Source organism: Nostoc sp. NMS2 (assembly GCF_017115105.1).
Lineage (GTDB): Bacteria > Cyanobacteriota > Cyanobacteriia > Cyanobacteriales > Nostocaceae > Nostoc.
Genome location: NZ_JABXKH010000064.1, coordinates 48552 through 62675 on the forward strand (window position 1 = coordinate 48552; position 14124 = coordinate 62675).

A 14124-nucleotide genomic window follows, 5' to 3' on the forward strand; every position below is an offset into this window, starting at 1 on the left:
GTTATTTCTCCCTCATCCCCATGCCCTATTCCCCATGCCCCATGCCCCATTCCCTAAAGATTACTTTCAATCAACTGGCGGTATTCGCTCTTTTGCTTCACACCTTTAACTTCTTTCACCAGTTCCTTGTTTTTGAACAATTGAACCGTTGGTGTTCCTGTAACATTAGCATTTTCAGCAATATCTCGGTCTTTGTCGATGTCAATTTCCACAAAGTGAATTTTGCTGTCAAATTCATCCACCACTTTATTTAAAATTGGCTTCAGGGTATGACAAGGACCACAACCAGGAGAGACATATTTAACAAGGAGTAAGCGATCGCTTTCATGGAACAATTTCCGTAAGGCGTAACCTCCCTGATGGCGCGTCCCATCCAAGTTAAATCCAGCTTCTTCCTCGGCTTCAGTCTTTTTGGCTGGCTGATGTTCTAACTCATTGTCTGCTGTTTCTGGCTGTTGATGGAATTCTTGAATCAAGCCACTGGATGACAACCAACGTTCTGCTAACATCGCCGCCATACAGCCAGTACCCGCAGCCGTAATTGCTTGCCGAAACTCATGATCTTGCACGTCGCCGGCGGCAAAAACGCCTTCTACACTGGTTTCTACAGTACCGTGCTTAGTGACAACGTAGCCTACATCATCGAGTTCTAGTTGCCCTTTAAATAAAGAGGTATTGGGACTGTGACCAACGGCGTAGAATAAACCCTTAGCGTGCAGTTGGCTTTCTTCACCAGTTTTAGTATTGCGGACTTTTACCCCTTCCATGTGACCATTACCGAAGATATCCACGGCTTCTGTGTTCCAATGCACCTGGATTTTTGGGTTGCTCAAAACCCTATCTTGCATGGCTTTAGAAGCCCGCATTTTATCGGTGCGTACCAACATATTCACCTTAGAACCATATTTGGTGAGGTAAATAGACTCTTCCGCCGCCGAGTCGCCAGCACCAATTACAGCCAATTCTGCGCCGTGAAAAATTGGTGTTGCACCATCGCAAATTGCACAAGCTGAGATACCTCGACTCCAAAATTCATGTTCGCTGGGTAAACCCAAACGCTTTGCTGTCGCACCCGTAGCAATGACGATGCTGTTGGTTTTTATTTCCCTTTCTTGCGATCGCACTGTAAATGGACGCTGACTCAAGTCAACTGATATAACATCTTCAGTATATAGTTCAGCCCCCCAGCGCTCCGCCTGCGCCTTCATCTGATCCATCAGTTCCGGCCCAGTAATCCCTTGGGGAAACCCTGGAAAGTTCTCAACTTCCGTTGTTGTCATTAATTGCCCACCAGGTAAACCCCCGGTTTGGAAACCTTCAAATACAACAGGTTTCAGGTTAGCGCGTCCGGCATAAATAGCAGCTGTATACCCTGCTGGCCCAGAACCGATAATTACCAAGTTTTCTACAGTTGGGTTAGTCATGAAAATATGCGAACTCATAACGACTACGTTTAATATAGCATAAGAAATTATGATCGGCTAGGGAAGATGGGAAGCGATCGTAAAATGCCTACACTATTATGCGCTCAACACTTGCCAAACATCTTCTTAACTATTAAGACTGTTCTTGCAGATATTTTCTGATAATTTCAACATCTATTTCTAGCAATTCCGCTATTTCTTGAATGCTCATACCTTTGTCAGTAAGTTTTGGGACTAATTTCAATCTTGATTTTTCCAAGATGCTCTTGTACAATCGAGTATTTATAAATTCATCTAAATCAAGCATAGCTTCAATTTCCTCTAAAGCAAGATTGGGAAACTTATAAAATACAATAGCTTGGATAAATGCTAGCACTTTCTTTTGAAGATTTTCATCAAGTAAGTTTTCTCTTGCCTGAGTGATTAGCTGTTGAGCTAAGGAAGTAGCTTTTGTAGGCGATTCTGTAAATAGTTTGCCAATTCCTACCCCCAAGGAATCTTCAGTACTAGTCGAAAGTTCATTCAGATAAATGCAGCGTAGATGTTGTTCTACTAAAACCTGATAGCGGGGGTGAGGTGGGGTTTCATGAATGCGGCGATCGTAGATAACGATTGCGTACCAGTCTGAGTTTACAGGTTTATATTGACGGAAGTAAACAAAAATTTCCCCAAAAAGTCGTTCGTAAAATTCTTCATCTTTGTAGGTTTGTAATTACACAAAGTATAAAGGTTCGTTTTCAAATCCCTTGATAGTGGCAAATCAGCCGTCTAGACGAAATGATTGTTGTTTTATTTCAGGTGCAATAAATGTGTAGATATTGGGATTAGTATTAGGTCTATCAATAAGTTCAAAAAATATTTGTGGTAGTTCCTTGATAAGTTCATAAAAAACTACATCTGTTTTCATTGATGCTACTAATGGCAAACTAGAGAGCCGTTTTTATTTGAATACAATATATTGTAGCTTTCGTAGATTAGGGTACGTATGATAGATATAAAAGCGTTATTTAGTATATTATGTCCTTTGCAATTACCGATTTAGAGCAGCTACAAACCGAGCATCCAGAATGGCAGATGGAGTTGGTAGAGGGAAAAATCATAGTTATGGGGCCATCAGATTACGAGTCAGAGGAAATTGGCGCTCGGTTGAGTACCTTTTTGAATATTTGGGTAATGTCGCGCAAGCTAGGGCGAGTGACTGGCTCTGGCGCAGGGTTTATCCTACCGAATATAGAAGAGAACGACTTGGAAAAAAGAAACTTGCGTGCCCCTGACGTGTCTTTTGTTCGGGCTGATCGCCTGAAGAAGACCAAGCGCGACTTTGTAGAGTTAGTTCCAGACCTAATGGTTGAGATTAAATCTAAAAGCGATAGAATCAAACCGCTTGAAGAGAAGATTGAGCTATTCTTGCAACTTGGGTCTACAGTCGGTATGTTGATTGACCCCAACAAATTGACAGTAACGGTTTATCGAATAAACCAAGCTCCAGTGGTATTGCAGACTGGCGACACACTCACACTACCTGACTTGTTACCAGGTTGGGAACTGGCAATATCAGAATTGTGGCCACCTGAATTTGAATAAGACACTTCCACAATCGAAGTTGAGAATCTAGCCCTTGGTTAACACCAGGGGCTTAGTGATGTTTGTGCCATTTGGAATGCAAGGATTCTGGATTGTGTAACTGTATCTCTCCAAACTTTTTTTCTGAAGGTGATAGGAAAGCGATCGCAGTTGGGTAAGTTACATCTAGAACACCCAAGCACTTCCTACCCCCAGGAAAACACTTATGAAAACCGAACTAAAAGCCAAATTTCTTCAACACATCCTTGACAAAAAGAAAGGAGAAGAGGGTTTTACACTCATTGAATTACTAGTAGTAATTATCATCATCGGTATTTTGTCTGCGATCGCACTGCCTTCTTTCTTGAACCAAGCTAACAAAGCCAAGCAGTCAGAAGCAAAAACTTATGTAGGTTCCATGAACCGCGCCCAACAAGCATTTTACTTAGAAAATGCTTCATTTACAAGTTCAATTGGTGCTTTAGGTCTTGGTATTGCAACACAAACCGTAAATTACAATTACCAGGTTACTCTGACCGGCACTAGTGTAGCAACCAACCAAGCAATAGTAAGAAATACCTCTGCGCCTCTCAAAAGCTATCTTGGTGGTGTAGAGGTGACAACCCAACAAACTACCAATGAAGCTACTACCGTAGCTGTTTTATGTGAATCTTCAGACGCTATGGTTAACGGTGGTACAAATGCAACCGGTACAGTTCCCTACACCGCTGGAGCACCTACATGTCCAGCCAACTTTATCTCTTTGGCTAAGTAACCAACAAAGGACTAACAGTATATAAATTGTCTCTAAACCAGATATTTTCAAAAGTGGGTAGATGCTTCTATCCACTTTATTTCCATTATGTGAGTCGTTCACAATTAGATTACTCATAAAATTTTCTCAGAGAATTACAATGATTACTGATATATATAATTGGCAAAACCAAGCTGAACAATACTTGATTCAAGAAAAATATTCGCAAGCAGCACATTTATACGAACAAGCAATAGCAATAGAACCAAATGCTATTTCTTATTATTGGCATTTAGGACTACTATTGCTATTACAAGGGCAAGAAGCAGAAGCTCAAATGACTTGGATATTGCCAATGACAGAGGCAGATGAAGAACAGTTAAAAATCTGGACTAATGAACTATTTAAAGTTTTACAAATAGAAGCTGAAAGGCGTGAAACACTTGCGGAATATTCTCTAGCTTGGTTAATTCGCCAACACATGCGGGAAATTAATCCTAGTTATATAAATAATTTGCTTCAAATTATTATACTTTCTATCAAATTGGAAAAATTTGAAGAAATTGATAATTTGAATGAGTGGGGATTAATTGAAAGCTTAAACGCAAAAGAAAATCTAGAAATCGATCTCGAATTATTAATCCAAATTTTAAAAGAATTTTTAAATACTGTTCCTTTACATCCAATAAATCTAAATTTAATAGAAGCTAGTCTTCCTTATTTCTCTGATACTGACCAATGCTTCTCTATAGTGCTCCCTGCTGCTATCCAAATTGGTCATACTTTGCGGCAGCCTGTAGTAGCAGCATCTCTACTAGAATTGCATTTACGATTGCAGCCAGATAATGTAGAAATTTTGCGGCACTTAGCAACTTTTTATCAAGATGCTCGTAATTATTCTCAAGGAATAGAGACAGCTAGGTTGTGTTATTCTTTATCAGAAGGCTTGGCTGATAAAATTTTTGCCCTCCATTTGCTGCTAAGAGGTCTAATGTCAGCAGGGGGATATTGGCAAGAGATATGTGCAACTTGTCAAGAATTAGAAACTGTATTTCAAGAGTTTATTAAAGCTCAACGAATTCCTTTAGAAGAAGGAAGAATATTACGGTTGCTTACGCCATCTTTTGCGATACCTCACATTAAAGATGCTCCTGCTGATTTCAGAGCTATTCATAACAAGGTAGCTGAGATTTTTAATAATTATATTCAAGCTTTTGCCCAATCAAAAGGAAAAAAATATTCTCACAAAATTATTAAGAATCGAGATTTATCTTACCCTAATAAGAAATTAAAAATTGGTTATATCTCTTACGTTTTCAGGAATCATTCTGTTGGTTGGCTAGCTCGCTGGTTATTTCAACATCATGCTCGAGATAAATTTGATATTTATACCTATTTTGTGAACTATCAATTAGTAGATGATTTACTACAAGATTGGTATGTAAACAATGCGGGTAAGGCTCGTAAATTAGGTATGAATGGTCTAGAAATTGCTGAACAGATATATCAAGATGAAATTGATATTTTAGTTGACCTTGATAGCATCACCCTAGATATTACTAGTGAAGTGATGGCACTCAAACCAGCCCCAATTCAAGTTACTTGGTTGGGGTGGGATGCATCAGGCATACCTGCAATTGATTACTTTATCGCAGATCCTTACGTACTGCCAGATGATGCACAAGATTACTATACAGAGAAAATCTGGCGATTACCTCAAACTTACATAGCAGTAGATGGTTTTGAAGTTGGTGTACCAACTCTCCGCCGCGATGAATTAGATATTCCTATGGATGCCGTTGTATATCTCAGCGCCCAAAGAGGATATAAACGCCATCCAGAAACGACAAAGTGGCAAATGCAAATTATCAAACAAGTACCTAACAGCTACTTTTTGATTAAGGGGTTTGCTGAGGAGGAAACAATTAAACGCTTCTTTTACCAAATTGCCGAAGAAGAAGGTGTAGATTGTTCTCGGTTACGATTTTTACCAATAGTTTATTTAGAGTCAGTTCATCGTGCTAATTTAGGCATTGCTGATATTGTATTAGATACATTTCCCTACAACGGAGCGACAACAACCTTAGAAACATTGTGGATGGGTATCCCTTTAGTAACGCGAGTCGGCGAACAGTTTGCGGCTCGTAACAGCTACACCATGATGATGAATGCGGGTATCACAGAAGGCATTGCCTGGAATGATGAAGAGTATGTAGAGTGGGGTGTGCGCTTGGGGAAAGATGAGGCTTTACGCCAGCAAGTCGCTCTGAAGCTGAAAGCATCGCGGCAAACAGCACCGTTGTGGAATGGCAAACAGTTTACCCGTGAAATGGAAAAGGCTTACGAGCAGATGTGGCAAAAGTATATTGAGGCAAAATAAGCTCGTAGTGAGGACTTTAGTCCTCAAAATAGATGTTAATAAGGGCTAAAGCCCTTACTACGAACATTAAAAATTATCCCAGTCTTTGCCATAATCTTGTACTGGATACTGAGTCCAAGAATCACGCAGCCATTGCCGTCCACAAGCTTGTAAATACCAGTGAACACTACTTTCAACCCAGTCATAAGGAGATTTGACTAAACCATGTTTAACTGGGTTGTAATGAATATAGTTAACAGTTGTATAGTAATGTCTTTCCGAGCGAATAGCGCGATCGCTCCAACGATACCAAATTTTTCTCTTAGTTACATTGTCTTCTATATTCCACCGGCGAGAAACTACACCATGTATTCTGCGAAACAAGTCACCTAATACATCAAAATTTTCAACATAAACCAATAGGTGATAGTGATTAGGCAAAATAACCCAAGCACATATTCTTAAGTTTGTAGTGAGCGCTTCAGCGCTCGTCTCTTCATTTCCACTCACACCAAACCTATCAAAAACCATATCTAGCAATTGCTGACGACGGGATTCAGTGTGTATATGACACTGATGCTCGTAACAAGCTGCTGTTAATAAATAAAATTGCTTATCTTGCACAGGATGTGGTGGAGAGTGGGGTGGATAACCCTGCCTTAAGCGATATTTAACTAGTTCAGCTTTTTGCTCTGTTGTGAGCTTGCGATATTCATACATATATTTTTAAGCACTAAAGTGCTTACTACAAACAATTCAAAAGTTCGTAGTGAGGACTTTAGTCTTCCTCCTTTGAAATGATAAATTTAAGCACTGAAGTGCTTACTACAAACTTATTTTGCAATCAAGCTATCTACATCGCAGGATGGAAGATTTTCTGCTTTCGCGTGTGCGATCGCCTGTTGATTGTCTATTGCTAAAGCAATTCGAGTATTAATTCTAGGCAAAATAGTTTTCCATTGTGTATCACTTATCTTCCCTAGCAGAGAAATTTCTGGCCCCTCAGTTATATCTACATCATCTTCCATGAGCAAATTCATGGTCAAAGAGGATAAAAGCATATCCGCTTCTTCTTCAGGGATATTTTGACTATCTATCAGAAGAGTTAAACGACTTTTATCTGGGTGAGTAGTAAGAGTACAAATAACACTTGCTAAATCTTGATATAGTAGGTCTTCTGGCTGTAACCAGTCAGGGAAAATAACTAGATTAATATCTCCTAAGCGGAAATTTTGACTCAGAGTATCTGCAAGATATTTACTAAATAATTCTTGGAAGAGACTACCTATCTTAGCTGAGTAAGAGCGACTATCTAGAAAACTAGGATTACCTTGCATTTTTTCCTTGATTTGGGCGCTCTTTTGTTGGCGTAATTGAGGATTAATTCCAAGTGCGATCGCTAACTGTATATAAGATTCTTCACTATCCGCAACTAAATCAGAAACATCTAGTGCTTGCACCATTGCAGATCCCATTGCAGAGCGAAAAGTGTTTCCCTGTCTAGCAATTACTGGCAGATTAACTTGTAGTGGTTCTACTAAAGAAGTTGTTCCCGCAAATGGATAGGAATCTAGATAGACATCAGCAATTTTGAAGTATTCTTTAACTTCTTCCCGGTTTGGCACTGGCTGAGGATCTAAAACTATTAATTGGTCTGCTGGTATCCCATGCTTTGAGAACACTTTCATTAAGTGATTTACAAAAGCTTTTTTAGGATAATTGTTTGACCAATTCGGGCCAAATGGCAGAAGTACTAAAACAGAGTTGGGAACTCCAGAAATTATTTTTGCCCATGTATTAATTAGTTCAGGGATGATTTTGAAGAAGTTAGCGCCAGAGATAAAAATAACTGATTCTTCAGAAATATATAAACTTTCTCGATCAACTTTGATAGTTACATTTTCTTGCTCATTACCATAACTAAAGCAATGAGCAGTTCCTTCTAGCTTCACCAATTTTTCTCGATATTGTTGTTCTGAGGTTGCTGATGGATCGGTGTGCGTACCTGAGATATAATAATCAATATACCGCATTCCTGTTGTAACAACAGATCCGCCACTAGTAACTTGTATTCTCGCTAATCTATGCATTGATAAGAGGCAGATTTGATTCGTTACCGCAGTCACATTAGTAGCAATGAATAATATATCTAGGTCATCAGCACGAATAGTATTTGCTTGTTCTGCTAAATCTTGTGGCAACAGCTTAAAGGAGTTGGCACAACTTTGGCAATATTCCTCTAAAGGATGACCAGTTTGATTTAGAGAGTACAAAATTACTTCAAAGTAGCGGCTGATATATTCATAGAGAGGAAGTGTAGCAAATGTTTCTGCTGAAGGCAAAAAATATGCTGCCAGAATACCCATCCGAATTTTTTTTCTGGTTACAGGTCTATCGTCAAATTCATAGTTGACTTGATGACCATTAATTTTCAAGAAAAAATCTAGTATTTCTCCACGTTTAACATAGATATCTTTAAGATTAGCTTCATTAAAGTATAGAGGTATAAAATTACCCATTTGGACAAAAGATTTAACTACTTCATGCCATAACAGAGAATCTTGATTCTGAAATATGGATGTGTGTAAGTAATCAACCCACCCCTGCATATAGTGATAGTAGTTCTCTGCTTCTCCTACTTCTTGAAAGTAAAGTTGAGGTTGAAACAGGAATTTTAAATAGTCATTAATAAACCATGTTGGAATATTAGATATGTCATGCTGTAAGGGTAACTGGTCAGCACAACGATACAGCATAGCTACCAATATATACTGAACCGCTTTTGGCTTATTGAGGCCTCTAGAAATATGTGTAGTGACTTCATCTACAAAAACTTGTTCACTAGGAGTAAATACTTCATTTTTTATACCGCTATTGAGCAATATTTGATGTGCTTTACCCAAATCGCCTAAGTACACACTTTCAATTTCCGAATCCGATATTTTCAGCCATTGCTGGGCAATTTGATAACGAGTCTGACGGATATTTGCTATTGCTGTACGGCTCGGATCTTGTTGATATTGTTTGACATAAGTAGAAATTTGAGAAAAAACATCTTGTTCTTGACTTTGAATATATACATTAACTTCAGGAGCGAATTGTTTCTGAATTTCCTGCTGATATTCTTGGGTTATTGGCAAATAATTTTGGCTTAAATTAGATACTGACTTAACTACAAGCAATTCAGCCCTGACATGAATTACTCCATCAGGAGATTCTTCATGTTCAAGTTTCACAGCTTTAAACTCGCCTTGAAATCCATATCTTTTACAAAGTTCTATATAAGCTGGAAATTCACTACAGTAATACAGAAAAGAATTAATATTCCAAAAACTGATATGAGTGGGGTCTTGAAAAGCTCCTCGTCCATCTGTAGATGGCACACGAATGTCAACTTTTGCACCAGGTTTACAGACTCTCCAAATCTCATTCATTGTATGAATTCGGTCATAGAGATGTTCGATAATGTCGTGCGCTCTTAATTCATCGACTGAGCTATCAGGAAAAGGAAATTCTTTACTGAGATCGGCAACAATATCAACACCAACACCAGGAGCAATATCTACGCCAATGAAATCTTTAGGCTTATGAATTCCACAGCCTATGTCTACACGCAATATATCTGTTTGTGTTCTATAATTTTGATATTTCGTTGATAACTTATCTTGCATTTGAATCTCCATCTTTATAAAATTTATAATCCGCTCAGTTGCCTTACCGTCTAGTTCGCCTAAGTATTGTTGTGTAAATAGCTTTTGTTTTTTATGCTGGCGATTTCTTTCCTCATCATCACTGTTTAGCTTTTCAATTGCCGGAATTAATTCTTCGCGATTATATACCCCTATTGCTGCACCTTCTATGGCATAAGGCTTATAATCTCTCATTCCTAACAAATCTAAAAAAATACAAGGCTTACTCAGTGCGATCGCATAACTTAGTACACTGGTTGCTCCGCCAATAACAATATCACTTTCTGCAATTTGATCGAGTATATTACTGGAGTTATCAATCTTGACGTTGATGCCAACGAGATTAGCTAAGTCGCGCAAGTAATCCATGTTTTCAGCACCATGAGGTCTGATAACAATCTCAACATGCAATTGCTTGGCTGCTTCCAGAAGCGTTTCATACAAATAATGGTAAGACTTATGTGTTGATGTACTTAAAAATAGTAAATGCCTTTGCACATGGGCAACCTGTTTTGTTTTTCCACTGCCGAGATACTGTCTAATCTCCCTTTCAATCCAAGGCCAGCCTGTAGGAATAACTTGTTTCGCTGACCAACCAAGATTTTCTACATAATAATGCTGACCATACGAACCCCATGTAGCCACATAATCAGGTCTAGTTTCAGCATAATTATGCTGCCAGTAATGCATATCAGAACGTTCATTTTTTGATATTTGAGTATCGGGAGACCCATGCTCAATTACAAGTTTTTTAATTCCATGCAGTTTTGCTACTGCTCCCAATGAACGCGCTGCTAGTGAGACTTCTTCCGCCATCACGATAAATTTAGGTTGCACCTGAGCTAGTACCCAGTGAGAACATTCTATCCAAGCACCAACAAAGGGAATATCAAAGCTTAGTAAAAGGTCTACTCTTGATTGAATAATTTTCCAGATGTCTAGCGGATAGTCTAAGAAAGCATGGGAAAACCGCCGATCGTTCAAAATGTGATTAATTTGTATTGAACTTACATTGTTTAAATCCTGAATGAGAGGAACGGGAATTGAATCTGAAGCATCATGCCATCCCAACCATAGATTCTGTTGAATTAAATCTAGTGTTTTGAGATTAAAAGAATTTGCCAATGCTTCACCAATAGGTGCATAATTTTTTAGGAAATTATTTTGTAGTGCTAATAAAACATCTGATTTTAATGAGTTTTTAGTTGGGAAAACTGCGGATCTTTGCCGATCTTGAGGCTGCCAAGGCTGATATTGTGATCTATAAATTAAGTCAATCTGCTGCTCTTGAACATTCGATGATTCTAAAGTATTAGGAATTTCTAAATCTTTGATAATTACTCCTATATTTCTCATGGAACCCCAGACTTGATTTTCATAATTAGTCTGAGGTGGAGGAGCCAAACCCCACTGTGTTACAGCAGTAAATGGTGATTGGTTTACCCAAATTTCTTTGGGTTGGTATTTTTGCAGAATTGCTACTGCAAGATGATAGGAAGTGACAGCTTCGTAGAAAAAATAGTAGAGCAGATGAAGAGAACAAGATAAAATATCAATATCTTGATAAATTAGTGATAGACCGTAATCAGGGCCAACCTGTCGCAAAGTTTGTTCAAATTTACATCTTAGATATTCTGCTTCATTGGCAATAGTACAAAAATCTAATTGCCGATATAATTCTACTGCATCATCAGCAGGAATTCCTGCTGAACAAAAAACTAAATGAGGCTCAATTCCTGAATAAATAACTCTACCTTCTTTTAATAGCTCTGGGTGTGCAATTAGCCACTCAGCATCTGCAATTGTATATGCTAGGTATAATCTATCAACCATTGAAGAAACCCTATATTATTGATTTATTTTTTTGTATCCTGCTTAATTTAATTTCCTAGTTATATATCTCAATACTTCGGAGTTAAACTAAGCTTGAATGCTATGCATTTAAGTTTTTAAGTGTATAAATAACGCTAGCTGAGTATTTTTATTTATGTAAAGCTAAAGCCTGAAAATTAAAGAATTATTTTCAGGCTTAATTACTCCACACCACATAGTACCCAGCACTTGAAAAATTCTTTCAAAGTCAATAACTAAATTATTGCCTTGCATAACTGTGCTACTCGGAAATCTGCATGGCGCTGCTGTTCAACAAATTGTTCTTCTATTTCTCCATATTGGGGAAAATACAAAAACTCTCGTAGCTTTTCTGAGGAGTTTAAGGGAATCGTGATTCCCCTTTGATTGGTAACAAGTGTTTCATCCACACCGCTCATCAAGCTAACTGCTGGTATTCCCATTAAAGCTGCCTCAATTAGGATAATTGAGGTGATTCCCAGTATTATATCTTGATTACACAAAGTGGCAAGTGTGTCAACACTTTCGTCAATGGCAAATGGCAAAACTGATTGTGCCAGTAAATCAAGCGACGCATGACACTCACCTTGGCGGGGATGAAACCGGATCAGAAGTTTTTTTAAAGGTTTATAGTCAGTTAATACCTTAATTAAGATACGGAGGATTTCAATTTCATTGGCATTGGGTTGAGAAGCAAAAAGAATATTTTCTATTGGTTTAAAAATACTTTTTCTGGATTTTTGTCTAGCAATTAGCCAAGCAAAATAAGGCTGTCCCACAACGCGGATTCGTTTTTCTGGTATTCCATCAGCAAGCATTCCTGCTTTACACACTTCATCTATAGCTGCGATGATATCTGGAAAAGTTGGTTCTGTATTAGGATTGTTGATTGGTTGAAAACGCTGTCGATAATTTGCCCAATAGTCTATGACAGCAATACTAGGAATATACTCTTGCCTCGCCCAAAAAATAGCATCGCGTTCAAACTCATCATATTGAGATGTTCCTGTGAGTAGAATATCTCCTGTTAATCTTACAAAAAGAGTTTGGTGTTCTTCAGAAATTGACGTGCAAGCAACTCCAAGACGTTGAAATTGACGGATGGCTGGCCCTTTAGCATACGCTTCAACCTCTGTACCTGTTTCTCGTAAGGCTGCAACAGTTGCAGCCACAGCATTAGCACCGCCTGGATCGTGAGCGATCGCAATAATCTTCATTCATCTTTCCCTTGACTTAACTCTTCGGCATGAGCCAAGACTTTACCCACAGAAGCTACGAAACGATCAACTAAGTCAATACCCCCAGGTATTTGAATGAGAGTTGTAGATAAAAGCGTCTCGTTATATGTCTTTTCGGCTATGGGACAAACACCAGTAGGATGACTGACAATTGTCTTGCCTTCTTGTTGCAGCTTTTGGAAAAGAGGTAGTCTGTATAGAGGACGCACGTAACGCCCCGTCACCGGGCATCCTTCGGCTTGAAGTGCCTCTACAAATCTGTCCCGCGACAATCCAGCTTGTTGTGGATCGATCCAGATGGGATATGTATAGTAAACATGGCGATCGCCACTGTCAACTTTAGCCGTCCGCAATGCCTTAAACTCAGACAGCCCTTGGTCTAAAGCTTCAGCAATTTTCAGCCGTGGCTGTGTCAATTCTTCTAAACGTTGCAGTTGAACCTGAGCGATCGCCCCTTGAAGTTCCGTTAAACGGTAATTGTAACCAACAATATCACCATCTTCATCCCAGTTTTCCGCTTCAATTGCATTCTCTCCATGATTACGTACCAACGCCACTCGCCGCGCCAAGCGATCGTCATTAGTAACGACAATCCCCCCTTCACCACACTGAATGGTTTTATGACAATTGAGGCTAAACACCCCCAAATGTCCAATTGTTCCCAGCCAACGCCCCTGATGCTGACCTCCCGGTGCTTGAGCGTTGTCTTCAATTAGAATCAAACCGTGTCGATCTGCTAACTCACGTAAGCGCAACAGTTGGGCTGGGCCTCCAAACAAATTGACTGCGATAATTGCTTTTGTGCGCGGGCTAATAGCACGTTCAACGGCTTCTGGATCAATACAGCAACTAGTCTCCTCTTGATCGACAAAAACAGGAGTACCATTTGCCATAACCACTGCCGTTGCCGTTGCTGACATCGTTTGCGGTGGCACAATTACCTGATCACCAAAATTAACACCGGCTGCAATCATGGCGGCATGTAAACCACTAGTAGCAGAGTTAACACTCAAAGCGTGACGAACATTAAAGTACTTAGCCCATTGTTCTTCTAAGGTGCGAACTTGTTTGCCACCCATAAAGTACAGTCCAGCAGCACCGATATAGTCAGATAAAATACCGCTTTTCAGTACTTGAATCGCGGCTTCAGTCTCCTGGGAACTAATACTGATATACCTTGGTAATGGCTCTGGAAAAACTTTGGAACCTCCGAGCAAAGCTGGTTTTTCTGTAGTAATAACCATCA

8 protein-coding genes and 1 pseudogene are annotated in these 14124 nt (G+C 39.1%); 3 read left to right on the top strand and 6 right to left on the bottom strand.

The window, feature by feature from the left end:
• Positions 1-53: 53 nt before the first annotated feature.
• Entirely contained in the window at positions 54-1424 is a 1371-nt protein-coding gene (gene trxB, locus HWQ36_RS12735; protein ID WP_292702828.1) for a thioredoxin-disulfide reductase, read from the bottom strand.
• Between the two features lie 133 nt (positions 1425-1557).
• Positions 1558-2331, bottom strand: a pseudogene (locus HWQ36_RS12740) (Rpn family recombination-promoting nuclease/putative transposase).
• 110 nt (positions 2332-2441) lie between these two features.
• Here HWQ36_RS12740 and HWQ36_RS12745 point away from each other — a divergent pair.
• From HWQ36_RS12745 to HWQ36_RS12755, 3 genes are all read left to right on the top strand, one after another.
• The gene (locus HWQ36_RS12745; protein ID WP_292702831.1) at positions 2442-3008 is read left to right on the top strand and encodes a Uma2 family endonuclease; all 567 of its coding nucleotides are present in this window, start codon (positions 2442-2444) and stop codon (positions 3006-3008) included.
• A 205-nt stretch (positions 3009-3213) separates the two neighbouring features.
• Positions 3214-3762 (top strand): type IV pilin-like G/H family protein, encoded by a 549-nt coding sequence (locus HWQ36_RS12750; protein ID WP_292702833.1) that lies wholly within the window; start codon positions 3214-3216, stop codon positions 3760-3762.
• 139 nt (positions 3763-3901) lie between these two features.
• Positions 3902-6121 carry a tetratricopeptide repeat protein gene (locus HWQ36_RS12755; protein WP_292702835.1) on the top strand — a complete coding sequence of 740 codons (2220 nt, stop codon included), beginning with the start codon at positions 3902-3904 and terminating at the stop codon, positions 6119-6121.
• Between the two features lie 66 nt (positions 6122-6187).
• On the opposite strand, the gene HWQ36_RS12760 is transcribed toward HWQ36_RS12755, so the two are convergent.
• The 4 genes from HWQ36_RS12760 to HWQ36_RS12775 form a co-directional block, all read right to left on the bottom strand.
• Positions 6188-6820, bottom strand: a complete 633-nt coding sequence (locus tag HWQ36_RS12760) for a transposase (RefSeq protein WP_292702838.1) — start codon at positions 6818-6820, stop codon at positions 6188-6190.
• 113 nt (positions 6821-6933) lie between these two features.
• On the bottom strand, positions 6934-11622 hold the full coding sequence (locus HWQ36_RS12765; RefSeq protein ID WP_292702841.1) for a methyltransferase domain-containing protein: 4689 nt from the start codon (positions 11620-11622) through the stop codon (positions 6934-6936).
• Between the two features lie 254 nt (positions 11623-11876).
• Entirely contained in the window at positions 11877-12857 is a 981-nt protein-coding gene (locus tag HWQ36_RS12770; protein ID WP_292702844.1) for a hypothetical protein, read from the bottom strand.
• Positions 12854-14122, bottom strand: a complete 1269-nt coding sequence (locus tag HWQ36_RS12775; RefSeq protein WP_292702847.1) for a DegT/DnrJ/EryC1/StrS family aminotransferase — start codon at positions 14120-14122, stop codon at positions 12854-12856. The genes HWQ36_RS12770 and HWQ36_RS12775 overlap by 4 nt, the downstream gene beginning before the upstream one ends.
• Between the last annotated feature and the right edge of the window lie 2 nt (positions 14123-14124).